Annotated in this window: 24 protein-coding genes; 15 read left to right on the top strand and 9 right to left on the bottom strand. The window is 39.1% G+C overall.

What is annotated here, in order from left to right:
• Positions 1 to 198: 198 nt before the first annotated feature.
• The 3 genes from AC1M9F_RS14215 to orn all read right to left on the bottom strand — a co-directional run bounded on the left by AC1M9F_RS14215 (position 199) and on the right by orn (position 2,633).
• A complete protein-coding gene (locus AC1M9F_RS14215) occupies positions 199 to 1,002 on the bottom strand; it encodes an enoyl-ACP reductase FabI (protein ID WP_481598083.1) in 804 nt (267 codons plus the stop codon).
• Positions 1,003 to 1,162: 160 nt separating this feature from the next.
• Positions 1,163 to 1,897 carry a Bax inhibitor-1/YccA family protein gene (locus tag AC1M9F_RS14210; protein WP_035270860.1) on the bottom strand — a complete coding sequence of 245 codons (735 nt, stop codon included), beginning with the start codon at positions 1,895 to 1,897 and terminating at the stop codon, positions 1,163 to 1,165.
• A gap of 181 nt (positions 1,898 to 2,078) precedes the next feature.
• Positions 2,079 to 2,633, bottom strand: a complete 555-nt coding sequence (gene orn, locus AC1M9F_RS14205) for an oligoribonuclease (RefSeq protein ID WP_035270788.1) — start codon at positions 2,631 to 2,633, stop codon at positions 2,079 to 2,081.
• Positions 2,634 to 2,757: 124 nt separating this feature from the next.
• Between orn and rsgA the strand changes: the two genes are divergently transcribed.
• From rsgA to secB, 4 genes are all read left to right on the top strand, one after another.
• Positions 2,758 to 3,816 carry a ribosome small subunit-dependent GTPase A gene (gene rsgA, locus AC1M9F_RS14200; protein WP_180000511.1) on the top strand — a complete coding sequence of 353 codons (1,059 nt, stop codon included), beginning with the start codon at positions 2,758 to 2,760 and terminating at the stop codon, positions 3,814 to 3,816.
• Between the two features lie 92 nt (positions 3,817 to 3,908).
• The gene (locus tag AC1M9F_RS14195) at positions 3,909 to 4,322 is read left to right on the top strand and encodes a rhodanese-like domain-containing protein (protein ID WP_035270792.1); all 414 of its coding nucleotides are present in this window, start codon (positions 3,909 to 3,911) and stop codon (positions 4,320 to 4,322) included.
• Between the two features lie 12 nt (positions 4,323 to 4,334).
• Complete coding sequence (gene grxC, locus AC1M9F_RS14190) at positions 4,335 to 4,592, top strand: glutaredoxin 3 (RefSeq protein ID WP_035270794.1); 258 nt, start codon at positions 4,335 to 4,337, stop codon at positions 4,590 to 4,592.
• Positions 4,593 to 4,615: 23 nt separating this feature from the next.
• A complete protein-coding gene (secB, locus tag AC1M9F_RS14185) occupies positions 4,616 to 5,074 on the top strand; it encodes a protein-export chaperone SecB (RefSeq protein ID WP_035270796.1) in 459 nt (152 codons plus the stop codon).
• Positions 5,075 to 5,137: 63 nt separating this feature from the next.
• Here the strand turns inward: secB and coaBC are convergent, their stop codons facing one another.
• Positions 5,138 to 6,403 (bottom strand): bifunctional phosphopantothenoylcysteine decarboxylase/phosphopantothenate--cysteine ligase CoaBC, encoded by a 1,266-nt coding sequence (gene coaBC / locus AC1M9F_RS14180; protein ID WP_481598082.1) that lies wholly within the window; start codon positions 6,401 to 6,403, stop codon positions 5,138 to 5,140.
• A gap of 115 nt (positions 6,404 to 6,518) precedes the next feature.
• Here coaBC and radC point away from each other — a divergent pair, with 115 nt between their 5' ends.
• Together radC and AC1M9F_RS14170 are read left to right on the top strand one after the other, a co-directional pair.
• Positions 6,519 to 7,205, top strand: coding sequence for a RadC family protein (gene radC, locus AC1M9F_RS14175; protein WP_035269684.1), 687 nt, complete (start codon positions 6,519 to 6,521; stop codon positions 7,203 to 7,205).
• Positions 7,206 to 7,308: 103 nt separating this feature from the next.
• Entirely contained in the window at positions 7,309 to 8,220 is a 912-nt protein-coding gene (locus AC1M9F_RS14170; RefSeq protein WP_035269686.1) for a bestrophin family protein, read from the top strand.
• 64 nt (positions 8,221 to 8,284) lie between these two features.
• On the opposite strand, the gene AC1M9F_RS14165 is transcribed toward AC1M9F_RS14170, so the two are convergent.
• A complete protein-coding gene (locus AC1M9F_RS14165) occupies positions 8,285 to 9,139 on the bottom strand; it encodes a PHP domain-containing protein (protein WP_481598081.1) in 855 nt (284 codons plus the stop codon).
• 44 nt (positions 9,140 to 9,183) lie between these two features.
• Between AC1M9F_RS14165 and AC1M9F_RS14160 the strand changes: the two genes are divergently transcribed.
• Genes AC1M9F_RS14160 through mnmC form a run of 4 tightly spaced genes read left to right on the top strand, consistent with a single transcriptional unit; the run spans position 9,184 to position 12,505 of the window.
• Positions 9,184 to 9,798 (top strand): inner membrane-spanning protein YciB, encoded by a 615-nt coding sequence (locus AC1M9F_RS14160; protein WP_035269690.1) that lies wholly within the window; start codon positions 9,184 to 9,186, stop codon positions 9,796 to 9,798.
• Positions 9,799 to 9,829: 31 nt separating this feature from the next.
• Positions 9,830 to 10,132, top strand: coding sequence for a YciI family protein (locus tag AC1M9F_RS14155; protein ID WP_035269693.1), 303 nt, complete (start codon positions 9,830 to 9,832; stop codon positions 10,130 to 10,132).
• A 1-nt stretch (position 10,133) separates the two neighbouring features.
• Positions 10,134 to 10,568 carry an SH3 domain-containing protein gene (locus AC1M9F_RS14150; RefSeq protein WP_092768912.1) on the top strand — a complete coding sequence of 145 codons (435 nt, stop codon included), beginning with the start codon at positions 10,134 to 10,136 and terminating at the stop codon, positions 10,566 to 10,568.
• 32 nt (positions 10,569 to 10,600) lie between these two features.
• Positions 10,601 to 12,505: a bifunctional tRNA (5-methylaminomethyl-2-thiouridine)(34)-methyltransferase MnmC2/FAD-dependent 5-carboxymethylaminomethyl-2-thiouridine(34) oxidoreductase MnmC1 gene (gene mnmC, locus AC1M9F_RS14145; RefSeq protein ID WP_481598080.1), complete on the top strand. Its 1,905-nt coding sequence runs from the start codon at positions 10,601 to 10,603 to the stop codon at positions 12,503 to 12,505.
• A gap of 48 nt (positions 12,506 to 12,553) precedes the next feature.
• Here mnmC and AC1M9F_RS14140 read toward each other — a convergent pair whose 3' ends face one another.
• Positions 12,554 to 12,865, bottom strand: coding sequence for a rhodanese-like domain-containing protein (locus tag AC1M9F_RS14140; protein ID WP_180000521.1), 312 nt, complete (start codon positions 12,863 to 12,865; stop codon positions 12,554 to 12,556).
• A 91-nt stretch (positions 12,866 to 12,956) separates the two neighbouring features.
• On the opposite strand from AC1M9F_RS14140, the gene AC1M9F_RS14135 reads away from it, so the two are divergent.
• Complete coding sequence (locus AC1M9F_RS14135; protein ID WP_035269703.1) at positions 12,957 to 13,445, top strand: YajQ family cyclic di-GMP-binding protein; 489 nt, start codon at positions 12,957 to 12,959, stop codon at positions 13,443 to 13,445.
• 28 nt (positions 13,446 to 13,473) lie between these two features.
• Complete coding sequence (locus tag AC1M9F_RS14130; protein WP_035269707.1) at positions 13,474 to 13,974, top strand: DUF4442 domain-containing protein; 501 nt, start codon at positions 13,474 to 13,476, stop codon at positions 13,972 to 13,974.
• 71 nt (positions 13,975 to 14,045) lie between these two features.
• Here AC1M9F_RS14130 and AC1M9F_RS14125 read toward each other — a convergent pair whose 3' ends face one another.
• The 3 genes from AC1M9F_RS14125 to AC1M9F_RS14115 all read right to left on the bottom strand — a co-directional run bounded on the left by AC1M9F_RS14125 (position 14,046) and on the right by AC1M9F_RS14115 (position 15,816).
• Positions 14,046 to 14,414 (bottom strand): acyl-CoA thioesterase, encoded by a 369-nt coding sequence (locus AC1M9F_RS14125; protein ID WP_218945426.1) that lies wholly within the window; start codon positions 14,412 to 14,414, stop codon positions 14,046 to 14,048.
• An 80-nt stretch (positions 14,415 to 14,494) separates the two neighbouring features.
• Positions 14,495 to 14,920 carry a thioredoxin TrxC gene (gene trxC / locus AC1M9F_RS14120; protein ID WP_481598079.1) on the bottom strand — a complete coding sequence of 142 codons (426 nt, stop codon included), beginning with the start codon at positions 14,918 to 14,920 and terminating at the stop codon, positions 14,495 to 14,497.
• Entirely contained in the window at positions 14,917 to 15,816 is a 900-nt protein-coding gene (locus AC1M9F_RS14115) for an alpha/beta hydrolase (protein WP_481598078.1), read from the bottom strand. Before AC1M9F_RS14115 ends, trxC begins: the two co-directional genes overlap by 4 nt.
• Before the next feature lie 123 nt (positions 15,817 to 15,939).
• On the opposite strand from AC1M9F_RS14115, the gene AC1M9F_RS14110 reads away from it, so the two are divergent.
• The 3 genes from AC1M9F_RS14110 to AC1M9F_RS14100 all read left to right on the top strand — a co-directional run bounded on the left by AC1M9F_RS14110 (position 15,940) and on the right by AC1M9F_RS14100 (position 18,383).
• The gene (locus AC1M9F_RS14110) at positions 15,940 to 16,275 is read left to right on the top strand and encodes a protein tyrosine phosphatase family protein (RefSeq protein ID WP_035269714.1); all 336 of its coding nucleotides are present in this window, start codon (positions 15,940 to 15,942) and stop codon (positions 16,273 to 16,275) included.
• Positions 16,268 to 16,693 carry a protein tyrosine phosphatase family protein gene (locus AC1M9F_RS14105; protein WP_481598077.1) on the top strand — a complete coding sequence of 142 codons (426 nt, stop codon included), beginning with the start codon at positions 16,268 to 16,270 and terminating at the stop codon, positions 16,691 to 16,693. The genes AC1M9F_RS14110 and AC1M9F_RS14105 overlap by 8 nt, the downstream gene beginning before the upstream one ends.
• 316 nt (positions 16,694 to 17,009) lie before the next feature.
• Entirely contained in the window at positions 17,010 to 18,383 is a 1,374-nt protein-coding gene (locus AC1M9F_RS14100) for a dihydrolipoyl dehydrogenase (RefSeq protein WP_481598076.1), read from the top strand.
• Positions 18,384 to 18,541: the final 158 nt, after the last annotated feature.

Here is an 18,541-nt window from a genome sequence, read left to right as displayed (position 1 = left end):
GAGCTGTTCCAATGCCGAAAAGATGTTGGCAAGCATGGTTATTATCTGTCTTTTATAATTTAGTAAGGCTAAAGAATTTCTTAATATTTAATCAAAAAAAATACGATTTACCTAGTCTTGGTTACATAAATGAACTTTAAAAAATGTAAAAAATCGGCAATAAGATTGCCGATTTTTTAATTCTTTGTGCGAATCTATTTAGTCTGTTAGCATTAAATCAGCACTCATACCAACCGTATTGTAACCAGCATCTACATATAAAATTTCGCCAGTAATACCATTCGCCCATGGTGAACATAAGAATAATGCCGCATTACCTACATCTTCGATCGTGACATTACGCTTTAAAGGTGCAACCTTTTCATTCAGATCAAGCATCTTACGGAAAGACTTAATACCTGAAGCCGCAAGCGTACGAATTGGACCAGCTGAAATCGCATTTACACGAATTCCTTCAGCACCCAAACTTGAAGCCAAGTAACGAACGCCAGCCTCTAAAGATGCTTTCGCCAATCCCATAACATTATAGTTTGGCATCACACGCTCTGAACCTTGGTAAGTGAGTGTAAGCAAACAGCCCTGACGAGCAGTTAAAAGTGGTTTTGCCGCACGAGCCATGGCAATAAAGCTATAGGCACTGATGTCATGCGCGATTTTAAAACCTTCACGATCAGTAACTTCAGTAAAATCACCATCTAAAGTATGTGCTGGTGCAAAACCAATTGAATGCACTACGCCATCCAAACCATCCCAATGTTTTGCTAATTCAGCAAATGCCTGTTCGATTTCAGCATCAACAGCAACATCACATGGATAAACTAGTTTTGAACCAAACTGTTCAGCAAAGTCATCAACACGCTTCTTCATTTTTTCATTAGGATAGGTAAATGCCAATTCTGCACCTTCACGGTGTAAAGCTTCTGCAACACCGAATGCAATCGACAATTTACTCGCAACACCCGCGATTAAAAAACGTTTACCTGCTAATAGTCCTTGTGCCATGTGACTCTCACTCAAATTAATTTTCATGCATGATGCCAAGTCTAGAGCATTTACGAAATTGCATAATGCATCTTTTTTCAAAAAATTGTTAAACCGAATTAGACGCTAAAAAAAGATCAGACATCAGTCTGATCTTTTTACACGCCTTAGCTGAACTACATTAGTCATTACTAGACAGTAGACCAATTAAACGCAAGAAAGAGAAATACATCCAAACTAAAGTGGCTAACAAGGCAATACCACATAACCATTCCATCGCTTTAGGCGCATATTGAGCTGCGGCATTTTCAATCAGGTCGAAATCTAAAATTAGATTCAATGATGCAATAATGGCCACAAAAGCTGCAAATCCTAAACCTAGCCAATTATTATCAAATATATATGGAATGCTCGAACCAAAAGCTAGACTCATAATAAATTGGAGAACAAATACAATCGCAATCGCAATGGTGGCTGACAACACAACCGCTTTAAATTTCTCAGTCGCACGAATAATTTGAAACCGATAAAGCGCGAACATCACCAAAGTCGTGACAAATGTTGCGAGCAAGGCCTTTAAAGGAACACCAGGGTATTTCAGTTGAAATATGACTGAAATACCCCCTAAAAAAGCACCTTGAAATAAAGCATATGGAATAGCTAAAGTTCGAGCAGTATTCGGCTTAAAAGTAGTAATGAGTGCCAGAATGAATCCACCAATCGCCCCCACCATCGCACTAGCATAGGCGAGTGATACATTTAAAGTCATAAAACTATAAATAAACAGCGCGATACCCACCGCTGCCGAAATCACAGTTAATACAACAGATTTCTGAATCGCACCTTGAATGGTCATGGGTTGTTGATAATTGGATACCGTCTCTACACGGGTTAAAATCGGATTACTACTTTGCATAACTTAGTCTCTGTTATCATTCTTAAATTTTCACTATTCTGAGATCTATCAGCATAGAAATCAGTTTATTTTTTGCTATCAACTTTTAAACATTTTAATTAATACTTTGTTCTTTCGATCATTTATAAAATCTATAAAAAAAGAGGCCTTAGCCCCTTTTCTAAAATTTCAGCAGAACGTTTTAATTATTTGAGATGAAAAAATATTGACGGTAATACTTCAATTCAGCAATTGAGTCACGAATATCATCCATCGCAAGATGAGAAGCATTTTTCTTTAAACCACTCATAATTTCTGGGCGCCAGCGTTTTGCTAACTCTTTAACAGAAGACACATCCAAATTACGGTAATGGAAGAACTGCTCAAGCTCTGGCATTAAACGATGTAAGAAACGGCGATCTTGGCAAATTGAGTTTCCACACATTGGAGATGATTTTGGATTGACCCATTTTTTTAAGAATTCAAGTGTTTGTTGCTCAGCATCTTGCGCAGTTAACTTACTACGGCGTACGCGTTCAATAAGTCCAGATTGCCCGTGCTGACGTGTATTCCACTCATCCATCGCATTTAAAATAATATCTGACTGATGTACAGCTAACACTGGGCCTTCAGCAAGGATATTTAAATGATCATCTGTAATAATCGTTGCAATTTCAATAATTTGATCATTGTCTGTATCTAACCCTGTCATTTCAAGGTCGATCCAAATTAAGCGGGTATCTGGGGTGCTGCTCATAAAGTGCAATCTTATTGGGCTAAATTAAAGATGGATAGTAGCAAATTATTCCGATCTTGGCTGTAAATCCATGGCTCATCATGCTATTTTTGCCATCTAAATTTCAAGGTTTTTTAGGTTGTGAATGGCTTTAATTCGTAAGCGTCGTTTGACAGAGCAACAACAACGTCGTATTCAGAAACAACATCAAACACGTCAAGAAGAAATCGACACGTCTCACGACTTGGAAGGCTTAGTCGTCCAACACTATGGTCGACAACTCGAAGTACAAGCCCTCTCCTTGCCTGATCAACATCCAATAAAACCAGATACCAAAGAAGGTGAGCCAGAACCTTTTTGGAAACCTATTGAGTTGAATAGCGTTTGGCGTTGTCATACCCGTACCAATTTAGAATTATTGGTTACAGGTGATCGCGTAAAATGGCAAGCAGATCCAAATACTGGCTTAGGTATTATCACAGCGATTCAACCGCGACAATCCTTGTTGACTCGCCCAGATCGTTATCACAAAGTAAAACCAGTAGCTGCAAATATCAGCCTGATCGTCATTGTGATTGCACCGTTACCAGAACCTGCACCAACCCTAATTGATCGTTATTTGGTTGCATGTGAAGATGCAAATATTCCAGCTTTATTAGTATTAAACAAATGTGATTTACTGAAAGAAAATGATCCAATTTTGCTGTTAGCAGAAGAATATCGTCAACTTGGTTATGACTTCATCCTGACTCAATCTAATGGTAATTTAGATGAGTTGATTCAACGTATTGACAATCAAACTGTTGCATTTGTAGGTCAATCAGGTGTTGGGAAAAGTACACTTATTAATGCCATCATTCCTGATGCTGATCAAAAAACCAATGTCATTTCAGAAAACTCCGCACTCGGTCAACATACCACGACCTCAACACGTTTAATTCGTTTTGGTGAAAATGGTGCTTTAATCGATTCCCCAGGTATTCGTGAATTTGGCTTATGGCATTTAGATCATGAGAAAATCGATGGTGGCTTTCCTGAAATTTCTGCGCTCTTAGGACATTGTCAGTATCGCAATTGCACCCATACGCACGAAAAGCAATGTGCGCTTAAAGAAGGTGTCAAAAATGGTGATATTTTACAAAGACGTTTAGAAAGTTATTTACGTCTAATAGATGAGATTACTGAGGCGCAACAAAAAAATTAGTTTTCTTTAAGCACGACCTTGAAGCAGTGATTTTGATCACCATATATATACGTTATACTCAACGCAGTTTTTAATTAGTCATTAGGTGATTTGTGGAACGTTGGTTCGAATTTATGGGGAATCACCCCTTTTTATTTGCAATTTTAGGGGCCCTTATTGTTTTGTTTTTCGTTTTTGAAGGACAACGTAGTGGTCGTAAAATTTCTCCACAATCGCTCGGAATTTTAGTGAAAGCTAAAAATGCGATGCTGATTGATTTGCGCGATGCTAAAGATTTCCGTGAAGGTCATATTAGCGGTAGTCGTAATATTCCATATAGTCAAATTGCTGCAAATGTTGAAGAATTAAAAGCTGCGGACCGTCCATTGGTATTCATTTGTAATTTAGGCCAAGTTGCAGGCTCTGCTCTACAACAAGTCGGTCATACAGATAGTTATCGTTTAGACGGTGGCATCAGTAACTGGAAAGCTCAAGGCTTACCTTTAGTAAAAAGCAAAAAAGCTTAAGGAGTTTGTAAAATGACAGCTCAAGTGACTGTATATTCAACAACGATGTGTCCTTATTGCGTACGTGCAAAGCAACTCCTTGAACGTAAAGGCATTGAGTACAAAGAAATTAATTTATCAAAAGAAGCACCTGAGGTTCGTGTTGAGTTAATGCAAAAAACTAACCACCGCACAGTGCCACAAATTTTCATTAAAGATCAATTCATCGGTGGTTTCGACCAACTTTATGCTTTAGAGCGTGAAGGCAAACTAGACGAATTATTGGCATAATCACTAAATCTAAGGAATTAAGAATGAGTGAAGAACAACAAGTTCAACCACAATTAGCATTAGAACGTATTTATACAAAAGACATTTCTTTTGAAGTTCCTGGTGCTGCGGTTTTTACAAAAGAATGGCAACCTGAGTTAAACATCAATCTTTCTTCATCAGCTGAAAAAGTAGATCCAACTCATTTTGAAGTTTCTTTAAAAGTGGTTGTACAAGCTGCGAATGCAGGTGAAACTGCATTTATCGTAGACGTAACACAATCAGGTATTTTCTTGATTGATGGCGTTGAAGATGAACGTCTTCCGTACATTCTTGGTGCTTACTGCCCTAATATTTTGTTCCCATTCCTTCGTGAAGCAGTGAACGATCTTGTAACTAAAGGTAGCTTCCCTCAATTACTTCTTACACCGATTAACTTCGATGCTGAGTTTGAGGCAAACATGCAACGCGCTCAAGCGGCAGCTGCTGAAGGTCAAGCTTAATCGTCTGATTAAGTTTACCCTTATAAAAAAGACCGCATTTGCGGTCTTTTTTATATCCTACATTTAAACAGGTCGTTTTTCTTGATGTAATGCATCATGGATAGCTTCAACTAATTGCTGTGCAATTTCTTGCTTTGAAGCTTTTTCAAGATCACGTTTTTCCATTTCATATTGTTCAGCAAAAAACACAGTCATCGCATTTTCATCTGAAGCAAAACCAATATCCGCTCTTGAAACATCATTACATGCGATCATATCTAGTTTCTTAGCCACCAATTTACCTGCGGCATATTCTTCAACATTACGCGTTTCAGCTGCAAAACCGACCATAAATGGACGTTTGTCTTGCAAAGCTATCGTCGCCACGATATCAGGATTTTTAACAAGAGAGACAGCTAACTCATCACCAGCTTTTTTGATTTTATGTTCCGCAACTTCTGCAACACGATAATCCGCTACGGCAGCTGTCGCAATAAATACATCACATCCTGTTTCCAACTGATTCATGCTTAAATCAAGCATCTGTCTCGCTGAAGATACATTTAAACGCTTCACCCCATTCGGTGTATCTAAACTGACAGGACCCGCGATCAGTGTCACCTCAGCACCTGCTGAATAACATGCAGCAGCAATAGCAAACCCCATTTTTCCAGTGCTGTGGTTTGAAATATAACGCACTGGATCAATTGCCTCTCGAGTTGGACCTGCGGTAATCGTCACTTTTTTACCCGCCAGCAAGCCAAATTTTTCTGCAATTGCACGCTGCGCTTTATGGAAATATTCTCGTACCTGTTCAGCTAAATCTTCAGGCTCAGGCATACGTCCTAATCCAACATCGCCACACGCTTGAGAACCCGCCTCAGGCATAATGACATGCACACCATCCTCAACCAAACTACTTAAATTGCGCTGTGTTGCTTTAGCCGCCCACATTTGTTGATTCATGGCTGGTGCGATCCAAACAGGTGCTTTTGTTGCCAAATAGAGTGTACTGAGTAAATCATCCGCTAATCCACAAGCAAATTTGGCAATACTGTCACAACTGGCAGGAGCAACAAGTACCAAATCCGCCCATCGTGCTAATTCGATATGCCCCATTCCAGCTTCAGCTTCTGTATCTAGAAGTTCAGTATGCACTGGATTACCCGACAATGCTTGAAAGGTAAGCGGCGTAATAAAAGCTTGGGCACCTTGAGTCATTACAACTCGGACATTAAATCCGTAATCTTTAAGTCGGCGTACTAAGATGGCACTTTTATAAGCAGCAATACCACCAGTAACAGCAAGAATAATATTTTTATTGGAGAACACACTAAGATCAAAACTCAAGATCACGTCACCTTTTTATTGCAGTGGCGCTCACAATAGCATTAAATATTCTGCCACCCAAGATATACCTTGGTGAATATTCAAAAGTTAAAATAATTTAAAACAGTGAATAATAATGAATAATTCGATCAAACAATGGCCCGAACAAGAACGACCGCGAGAAAGATTACTCCGCCAAGGTGCTCATAGCCTCTCTGATGCAGAACTCCTCGCCATCTTTTTAAGATCAGGATCTCAACAACATTCTGCGGTCGAATTAGCAAGATTGATGTTGCAACATTTTGGAAGCTTAAATGCAGTGTTTGATGCATCGATAGACGAAATTCGCATGTTCCATGGCATGGGAGACACTAAATACTCTCAATTGATGGCTGTAAAAGAGCTTGGACGGCGTTACTTGCAACATCAATTGAACCAACAAATTGATTTAAGTCGCTCTGATTTAATTCAAGATTATCTTCGCTATGAACTTATTGGCGAATCTCAAGAGATTTTCGCGGTACTCTGTTTAGATGCAAGGCTCAGAAAAATTAATTTTAAAAAATTATTCTTTGGTTCTACTAACCACTGTGCAGTTTCAATTAATCAGTTTATTCGACATATCATCCACACTCAGGCGAGTGCTGTGATTATTGCACATAATCATCCTTTAGGAATTCCTCAGCCCTCAATTGACGATATCAATTTGACGAAATCTTTAAGTAGAGCTTGTAATTTAATTGAGGTTAAATTACTCGATCATGTCATCATTTCCACCGAAGGCAGCTACTCTTTTATGGAGCACCAACTGATCCGAGAATAAGTCTATAAATTACAGAATAAAATTGCTCGAAGTTTCCATTTTTTATCATTGACAATACTCGCTGAACTAGTGAAGATCATAGAAAAATGAAAGATTGATTTACATGATTGTTCGTGATCAAACCGATACGCTAAAACTATTATTTTCATGGCGTGGAACCATCTTACCGAAGGTATTACCTCCACTTGGAATCGTTATGCTGATTTCAGCAATCGTGGGGGGAATTGAATATATAAATCTCTATAGATTCCCTGAAATTCCTTTGGTTGGGTTTACACTGATCGGAGTAGTATTGTCGATTTTTTTAGGTTTCAAAAATTCGGCATGTTATGACCGTTGGTGGGAAGCGCGTAAATTATGGGGAAGCTTAATCGCCAATGCTCGACATTTCGATCGAGACTGCCGGATCTTGCCGCAAGGTCGTCGTGAACGTGTAATTCAGCATATGATTGTTTTTGCTAACGTACTGCGTGACCGTCTTCGTCATCAAACAGTCAGTCCCGATGCTTTGCATCAAACCAGTGGCATGAGCCCACAAGCTTTAACTCAACTTTACCAGCAAGCCAATGCACCACAATACACATTAAGTTTGATTCAATGGGAGTTGATGCAGTCACTGAAAGAAGGCGAAATTTCAGACATTATTTATACACAAATGAACCAACATGTAACTGAATTAAGTTTGGTTCAAACAGGCTGTGATCGTATTGCTACAACTCCTTTACCTTATGCTTATTCAGTACTCTTAAACCGTACCGTTTATTTTTTCTGTTTTATGCTTCCATTTAGTTTAGGCTCGGTGCTCGGTTTGGCGACGCCACTTTTAGTCGGTATTTTAGCATATACGTTTTTGGGGCTTGATGCGCTCAGCTCTGAAATAGAAGAGCCTTTTGGTACACAAAGTAATGATCTTCCACTCGATGCCATGGTTCGTACAATTGAGATTGAACTACTCGGGACTTTAGGAAAACCAACTCCTCCACCAATCCAAGCTCAAGATCACAACTTACTTTGATTCATGACAACAGAATGTCTTATCGACGCCTGAAATTCTCTTATCCGTTGTTATAAGAGAATTTCTATACAATAAAACTTTCCCAGATGCCAACCTGCCCCTCTTTCACTTGAGGGATATTCCCCAATTTTATCCATGGCATATTATCTCCATGGAAATCACTTCCAACTGATACTTTAAGCCCAAATTCGGCAATCATTCGGTCTACCATTTGTCGCGTCGAGGTAGGCTCAATCGCAGGTGGCAACTCAACTGCGTCGCCTCCGTAACGTGCAAATATTTCAATCAAATAACGAATGTTCGTCGCAGATAAATCATAACGGGTAGGATGTGCCAAAACAGCAAACCCTTGAGCCTCATGAATTACACGTATCGTTTCCTCCAGACCAAGTCCTTCAAACTGAACATAAGCTTTTTTACCTTCCTTGATATATTTGTCAAAAGCTTGTTGCGGACGTGAAACATGACCCTTCTCGACCAGCGTCTTCGCAATATGGGTTCGTGTCACACGATCAGGTATACCCTCGACCTTCGCAACCACATCCGCGTAAATATCCTCTCCAATAAGAGGCTTCAACAATTCACAGATGAGTTGAGCACGTTCAGCTCGAATCATCTTTTGTTGTTCTAGTAGCTTATGCAAAGGATCAGGTGATTGCATATTCAGTGCGACCACATGCACACCATAACTTTTTTTGGTCGAAGGTCTAGACCACTGACTTGAAATTTCCACACCTGAAATAATTTGAATTGGTTGATTTTTTGCAACTTTTTCAGCCAAAACCAAACCATCCATGCTATCGTGGTCAGTCAGTGCAAGGGTATGTATCCCTTTTTCGAGCGCAGCTTGAACCAGTAACTCTGGCGACAAAGTTCCATCAGAAATATTACTATGTGTGTGTAAATCTACGCCTTGCATCTTTTATACTAACCCATCCACCTGAACTGCATAGATACTTTAACATGAAAGCACTTTTAGACTTTGTGCCACTCATAATTTTCTTTTGGCTTTACAAAACTGTCGATCCCAAAGATAACAATCACCCTTTACTGCAATGGATCGGCTCTGCAGGTGGCGTCGATAATAACCATATTCTCGTTGCTACAACGGGCTTAATCATTTCTATGCTCGTGGTCTACGGTGCATTATTTGTCCGCCAAAAATTTCATCTCGATAAACAACAATGGATTGTTTTATTTATGACGGTGATTTTTGGTGGGATTACTCTCATGTTGAGTGATGATTTTTATATTCGTCTCAAAGCAGCGATCTTGAATTTTGTATTTGCTGGTGCTTTCTTAATTTCACCTTATTTTGGTAAAGACCGCAAACCTCTCATTCAACGCTTATTTGGTCCTATTTTAAATTTAACACCGCAGGGATGGAAAAATTTAAACTATGCTTGGGCCGCGATGTTTGTTGGTATGGCATCATTGCATATTTTCTTTGCTTTCGTGTTCATGGATGGAAAATATTGGGGTGAATTTACTGCTTTTGGTGACATGATTGTGATGTTTTCATTTATCATTATTCAATTCATCATTTTACGAAAACACTTTAAATCTGCAGAAGAATAATCGTGTTGAAAGAGGATATAGAGATTTCGCCATGCCCTTATTTGTAGTGACGTGTACCGACCAAGAAGGTACTGTTGAAAAACGCTTAGCAACACGCCCACAACACCTTGCACGCCTTGAAAAACTGGCTGAGGAAGGTCGCGTAATCGTCGCTGGCGCGATGCCAAAAGATCGTAATAACCCACAAGCTGGATTTTATGGCAGCACCCTTATTTTAGATTTTGAAAGCCGTGAAGCGTTAGATGAATGGTTAGCAGATGAGCCTTTTTTAAAAGAAGGTATTTATGCCAGCATTGACGTAAAACCTTTTAATAAAGCATTACCACATGAATAAGATGATGAATTTGACACGCTCTGCTCTTTTCATCAGTTTTGCATTGGTATCTTCAGCTTGGGCTGAACCCGCAGCAACTACTGCTGCACCAGCGAATCCAGCTGCACAGTCTCAGCCAGCAACAGCTACGCCTGCAAAGCCACTTACAGCTGAACAAATTGCACGAAATAAAGCGCTTCAAGAAGCAAAAGTAAAGGCTTTAGTCAAAGACCAAGCAACACGTCTCCAACAGCTTGAAAAAGCAAACCTAGAAGCTTTAGCACAGAATCAAGAATTACAACTAAAAAATGATAATTTAGGTGTACAAATTCAGGTGCTTCAAAGTGAACGTAGTGCTCAAATGTTTTTGTACGGTGCAGCAACAATGGCTGTCGGTATTTTTGTCGGCTTTATTATTGCCAGTTACATCTATACAAAACGACGTCGTCAGTGGTAAACCACTGACACGCTTTTCAAAGGTTTCAAATTTTGACTCAGGCCATTCAAACTGCTGATCTCGATTGGCAACTCGTTGATGGAATCGATATTCCAGTTTCTAAAATTTTCGGTGATGTTTATTTTTCAAAAGCCAATGGCCTTCTTGAAACGCGTCATGTCTTTATCAATGGTAATGATCTACATGAACGCCTATCGGACTTAAAACCATTTGAACATTTCACAGTCGGAGAAACTGGCTTCGGCACGGGTTTAAATATCCTCACCCTTTGGCAACTTTGGCAATCAATTCGTCCAAATAATCATAGTCAACTGCATGTCATTACGGTGGAAAAATTTCCATTGAGCAAGGCTGATCTGATCCGAGCTTTAAATGCTTGGCCTGAACTGAAACATTTATCAGATCAACTCATTGCCCAATATCCACTGCCGATTGCAGGATGCCACCGCCTTCATTTTCCAGATGAGCGTTTTAGTATTGATATTTGGTTAGGTGATGCACATGATGTTTTTCCAGTCATTGCCAAAACTAGCACTGTCAATGCATGGTTTTTAGATGGATTTGCTCCTGCCTGTAATCCAGATATGTGGGAAGAACAAGTTCTGAATCAAATTATTCGACTATCAGATATTGGAACTACTTTTGCCTCTTTCAGTGTTGCTGGCATCCTCAAAAGAGGATTAAAAAAACACGGCGTGAAAATTACACGCCCAAAAGGGTTCGGACACAAACGTGAAATGCTAAAGGGAGTTTTACTGCCTTTAGACGAAGAGGCTGAAAAAAGTGAGCTCTCTCCCGAAGATTACCAATACAAACCACACTCAAGTTCTCAACGCCGTATAGGCATTGTAGGCGCTGGAATTGCGGGTTTAAGTTGTGCCTATGCCTTTGCATTAAGAGGTCACCGCGTCAGCCTATTTGACCGCCATGAGCCATTAAGTGGCGCGTCAGGAAATCCTCTGGCTTTATTGAATCCCAAGCTCTGTCCAATTGAACAAAGTGCCGATCATTTAATGACATTAGCATGGCAACATGCAATGAACCATTATTCAAAATTTGAAGCCTTTGACGCCGCGCAAGTCCATCAAATCCCTCTTAAACACGCTGATGAACTTCTCGATCTTGCAAATCAATATCCAGAAAACATACTCGAAGCAAATTGTGCTGCTGAAAACAGCCTGTTCAACCAAGCATTCCTCACCTTGAAACAGGCTGGAACAATCAGACCACATGATTTGGCTAAAGAAATATTATCGAATGAACTGATCGAATTTCAGCAAGCGACAATCAAATCGTGGGACCGACTTGCCAATCATCAAGTCGGTATAACAGATCATGTTGGACAACAATATCAATTTGACCATGTGATTATTTGTTGTGCCCGTGAAAGTATGAATCTTTTTGATGATTTCCCGATTTTAAAACCAATACGTGGTCAAGTTAGCTGGTTTAACCATGTTTCATCCACACAGTTCAAGAAACATGAAGCATATAGCTATGGTGGCTACTGTATGCCTTTAAATGATCATCAAATCATTTTAGGTGCTTCTTTTTACCCTAATCGAGATGATCAAGATGTTCTTGATGAAGATCATGAACATAACTACAGGTTACTTGCAGATTTCGCACCAGATATTGCTGCACAATTTCCTGACCATCATTCTTGGCATGGTAGAGCTTCTGTTCGTGCACAAAGTCAGGATTATTTTCCGCTTTTAAGTCAGGTTGAATCTGATACTGAAATTTATACACTCTCAGGTTTGGGCTCTAAAGGCTTTTTATTTGCTCCTTTGTGTGCTGAAATTCTAGTGGCTCAAATCTTAAAAACAGCATGCCCTGTATCTGAAACTTTACTCAATAAACTCAATGTTCATCGATTTAGAAAGAAAATAAGAATAAAGAAGCCATATTTTCAGGCTAAAACTCAATCACCATGATTTATTGAAACTAAAAAAGCGCCATAAGGCGCTTTTTTTCAACCATGATTAACCTTGCTCTAAAGGTAATCCTGCCTCACGAGCAGCACGAGTACCACCCATTAAGACCACATATTCACGTGAACTATCAAAGCCCTCTAATAGTTCTGCAGCACGTGGTGCTTTACTTCCGCCGCCACATAAAATGTAAATCGGTTGATCCGCTGCAACTTGAGTCAGACTATCTGCTGAAAGTGTGGAAATCGGTTGGTTCACCGCTCCTTTCACATGTGCTTCAGCATAAGCACTTGTATCACGTACATCCCAGATAATCGCGTCAGCTGGGAACTCAAATGTTGTAATTTCTTGTTTACGGATCATTGCGCACTCCTTTGATGTAAACAACACTTGGCAAATGAAGAAAACATCCCTAGCATCTCAGATATTCTTTCTATTTGTAAAGGTCTAAACTATGCCATCTTTCGATATTGTTTCAGAATTAGAGATTTTTGAAGTAAATCATGCAGTTCAAAACACACAAAAGGAAATCGGAACGCGTTTCGACTTCCGTGGTCAAGACGTTTCGATCGAATTAAACGAAAAAAATAAAGAAATTAAGATCTCGACTGAAAGTGACTTCCAATGTGAGCAAGTTTACAACATGCTGGAAAATCACTTTTATAAACGTAAAGTCGACGTTCAAGCACTAGATCCGCAAAAAATGACAGCATCTGGCAAAAATGTCATTCAAGTGATTAAACTTAAAGACGGTCTTGACTCTGATACAGCAAAAAAAATTAATAAAGCCATTAAAGAAAGTGGTATCAAAGTGCAATCTTCTATTCAGGGCGATAAAATCCGAGTCACTGACAAGAAGCGCGATACATTACAACAAGTTATGGCGTTCTTAAAAGAACAACAATTCGGTATCCCACTTCAATTTAACAACTTCAAAGACTAATCTCTTTGCTCCATCATAGGAACTGATCATGGCAAAAGGCAATCGTTTATCTAAGTTAGTAAAAGCGACATCTAAGTTTCCACAAGGTATCCGTAGTACTTTGTGGAGCAAAGCTTTTGGCCGTGTCGTTCCAATGGTGGGAACCGCCAAATTACGTTATCTTGAAGTTAGTCATGCTAAAGTTGTCGTTAAAATCGAAAACCATAAAGCAATGCAAAACCATATTGGTCAAGTGCATGCATGCGCAATGGCGCTGATCGCTGAAACAGCTACAGGCTTTGTTACCGGCATGAATGTACCCGATACCTCAATCGTATTAATAAAAAGCTTAAAAGTAGATTTCAAACGCCCATCTAAAGGTGCGATGACTGCAGTCGCTACATTGACTGATGATCAACAAAAACAGATGCAAGAGTCTGAAAAAGGTGAAACCCTTGTCAAGGTGATCGTGACAGATGAGTCTGGCGAAGAGCCAATTCAATGTGAAATGCTCTGGGCTTGGATTGCAAAATCTCAACTTAAGCAATAAAGTTCATGATCCTATTGATCCTAAAAAGTTTCCCTAATAAAAAATCCCAACAATGTTGGGATTTTTTGTGATTAGATGCTTAGAGATTCTTGAAACTTCTGTTTAACATCATCTGGAATCTGGCGTTTTGCCCCTTTCACATCCACCGCAACAAAAGTGAAAACACCTTCTGTCACTCTTTTCGCTGGACGTGAAGAGTCGTGACTATCCCATACTTCAATTTGCATTTGAATTGAGGTATTTCCGAGCTTTAAAATTTTAGTATAACAACTAATGACATCACCCACCTTAACAGGCACAAGGAATGTCATTTGATTAATTGCAATGGTTGCACAGCGACCTTTTGTATAACGCTCTGCATGAATAGCTCCAGCCAAATCCATTTGTGAAACAATCCAACCACCAAAAACATCCCCACTCCAGTTGGTATCTGCAGGCATAGCAATGGTTTGAAGGGATAATGTACCTTCTGGCTTAAGTTGAGAATCTGACACAGTCACTCCAAATATTGGCCTATTGGTTAGGCATTTAATTGCTGATCTAACCAATCTTGTAATTGATTTGCACGTAATGCACCACTTATTCTAGCAATTTCAATCGTTTTATTCATCAATACCAACGTTGGAATACTACGAACATTAAAGGCAGCACTTAAGCGCGGATTCGCTTCAGTATCTATCTTCGCAAAAACCACATGCGGATTTGATTTAGCTACTTCAGCAAAATGCGGTGCCATCATTTTACAAGGTCCGCACCATTCTGCCCAAAGATCAATCAATACTGGTAAATCACTGTTGGTAATAAAGTTACTAAAGTTTTGCTCATTCAGCTCAATAGGGGCAAGCGGAATCAAATGCTCATGACATTGACCACAATTCGGCTGAGATTGGATTTTATCTTCAGGTACACGATTTTTTGCGCCACATGATGGACAAACAACAATCATGAGTTTACTCCTCTATTTTGATCTAAGAATTCTAATTGAAGCTTGATTGCGCTTTCCATCCAATTTGCTTGATAAATATCAAAATGTGTCATATCCCACTCATGGTATTCCACATAAGGTGCCATATTGGTTGCAGTTTCACGACTAATCTCTATAGGGATAACTGCATCTTTCTTGGCAGCTATAAATAACACAGGAATTTTAATACTTCTTGCCGTAGTAATCGGTCGAAATCGTATGACGTCCAACATAGCTCTTGCAGGCACCTCACCGCTCCAATAATAGTTTGAATCAACGATCGACATATACCCTTGATAACTATCCTGACTCGGGTAAAAACTTAATGCATAAGGATGAACGACAGGCATTGTTTTTCCAACACGTCCAACTTTGGCTGCCATTAAATCCTGACTCGATAACTTTAAAGCCTGCGCCATATGTTGAATTGGATAAATTTTACTGCTAGCATTTCCGTCCACAAAGGGTACTTGCGCTATTACAGCCCGAATCCCATTTAACTCAGATGCAAGTTTTAGAACATATCCGCCACTCAGACCCGTTCCCCATAAGAAAAGGTGGTACCCATCAACCAAAGGGGATAATTTGATATGCGCAATCACAGCATACCAATCTTCTAGCTGCTGACGGACAGAGACCATTTCTCGTGGTTTACCCGTACTTCCTCCCCAACAACGATAGTCAAACAGTACAACCGCGAAACCTGATTGAGCAAAACGTTGCGCATAATGGATTAATTTGAATTGACGTAATCCTGCAAAACCATGCGCCATAATAAGCACAGGAGGTCTTTTAACTTTGACAGGCAAATAAAGGTCAGCAGCGATCAACTCATTTGCTTTTTGTACGTACAGCGGCTCTACGGTGTAATCGTACATAGGTGCTCCATGCATGTATTCATACGATTTTTATTTTAAATTTTTTGTGTCGATCAAAGCTCATATCTGAGCGAGATGCTATGATAGTAGCATAGTCTTTTAATTTATTTTGGGAGTGACGCAATGAGTGAAAATGTAGGTTTTGCTGGTCAAATTGGGCCAGAACATTTAGTTCAAGTTGTTGAAAAAGGATTTAAATCTGTGATTAATAATCGCCCCGATATGGAAGGCGGACCAGAACAGCCAACAAGTGCCCAAATTGAAGAAGCTGCACGCGCTCAAGGCTTAGATTATGTATATCAACCTGTAGTTGCAGGTCAAATTACTGAGCTTGATGTTCGTACTTTTGCAAATCATTTCAATGAGCTACCAAAACCAGTATTAATGTTCTGTCGTACGGGAAATCGCTCTAATAATCTCTACCAATTAGCAAAACAAATGGATTTGCTTGATGACTAAGTTGTGGTTTAGATTCATCCTTTCCACCTTCATTTTTAGTATCGTAACTCTAAGTCATTCAGCATCAGAACCGCTCAGTAAAGCACTTAATCCATCTGTGAGTGTATCGGGTCATATGACGTCTACAAAATTCAATGCCTTAATGCAGCAGGGATTTAAGTCTGTGATCGTTAACCGTCCTGATCAAGAATCAGGTAACGAAACAACTGCAAGTGAATTAAGAGCTTTAGCCGAAAAGTCTAAAATCAGTTTGATTTACCAACCCGTTATTTCAGGTCAAATAACAGATGCAGATGTTCATGAGTTTGCGAAGTATTACAATAGTCTACCTAAACCTATACTTTTAGTATGTAAGTCAGGTAGTCGTTCTACGTTACTATTTAATAAAGCAAATTCATTAGGACTCATTCATGAATAAAATTTGTATTGCATTATGTTGTTCGTTTCTTTTACTCGGTTGCACATCGATGAATGTAAAACCAACTGTTGGTGTGCATGCAGGCACATCATTATAAGATAAATGTATCTTATTCATTTTAAAGGCGCACAAGCGCCTTTTTCTTTCATCTTCTTTCAATAACAACCATGAAAATACTTAGTTTTAAATAATACAAATTTTCAAAATGTGGATATCACCAAAAGTTAAAGGTTTAAGTGTAATAAATTGAAAAAAAACCTTATTCATCGAAGTTTTTTTTATATAGTGAATTCAAATCATTCTTACTCAATACAATATGTACGATATCATTATTATTGGAGCTGGTACTGCTGGTATTTCAGCTTATAAAGAAGCCATTAAAACTACACAAAATATACTTATTGTGAACGACGGTCCGTGGGATACCACTTGTGCTCGAGTAGGTTGTATGCCGAGTAAAGTTCTAATTTCATCAGCTAATCTTGCCTATAATGCGAGAACTTCAGAACAACTTGGGCTAAAAATTTCTTCTCAAATTGACACTAAAGATGTTATGCAACATGTACAGCAATTACGTGATCGTTTTACAAAAGCAACACTGAAGGAGGTTAATTCATGGCCTACAGCGCACAAAATTTCAGGTCGTGCAACATTTACAAATGCAAACACAATCAATGTTAATAATAAGAAATACCAAGCTAAATCGTTCATTATCGCTGTTGGTTCAAGACCAACAGTAAATCAAGATTGGCAACAAAAACTTGGTCATTTATATTTAACTTCTGATCAAGTCTTTGAAATACCTACTTTACCAAAAAGTTTAGCTGTAATTGGAAGCGGTGTCATTGCAATCGAACTTGCACAAGCCATGCAGCGTCTAGGTGTAGAAACTACAGTTTTTGCTCGCAGTAAAAAAATTGGTTCATTGACTAGCCCAGACTTACAAACGCTTGCTCAAGAAATATTCTCAAAAGAATTAAGTATCAAATATGAGATTTTACCCGAGCAGGTTGAGAAATTAGGCGAAGATAAGGTTCAAATTAACTTTATCGAAAATGGTAGCAATAAAGTTATAGAAGTTGATTACCTATTATCTGCGACTGGTCGTACTACGAATTTAGATACGTTAAATATTCAACATATAAATGATGAATTTATTGATCTAAAGCAACTACCTGTTGATCCAACTACTAAACAGCTTGGTGACTACCCCATTTACATTGTAGGTGATGCATTTACTTCAACGCCTATCCAGCATGAAGCGTCTTATGAAGGGAAATTGGCGGTTCATAATTGCCTCAATCAACATCAATCGAGTCAGAAAAAAAGTCTTACCCCATTGGGTATTATGTTTAGCTCACCAGAAATGGCAGGGATCGGCTCCAATTATCACACACTGCGTAAAGCCAATCATGAGTTTGTTACAGGTATCGTATCCTACGAAAAGCAAGGACGAGCGATTGTCAATGGACAAAATATTGGGGCTGTAGAGGTTTACGTAGATCGACACTCACGTAAACTTCTCGGAGCAGAATTTCTTTGTTATTCAGCAGAACATTTAGCACATTTGCTCGCTTGGGCTATCTCCAGTGATCTTACTGTTGATGAAATTCTAGATCACCCTTTCTACCATCCAACGCTAGAGGAAGGCCTAAGAACTGCGTTAAAACACGCTCGACGACAACTTTAATCTATTGTTTGATGTAAAGCCCTATGATTAGGGCTTTTATTTTACATTCTCATTCATTCTTTACTACATAAAAAAACACCCCCTTCTATTGAAGGAGGTGTTTAGAATAATGAGCTGGCGATGACTTACTCTCACATGGGTAACCCCACACTACCATC

This window comes from Acinetobacter sp. ANC_7504, from assembly GCF_056779995.1.
This window is presented reverse-complemented; position numbering and strand designations above follow the sequence as displayed.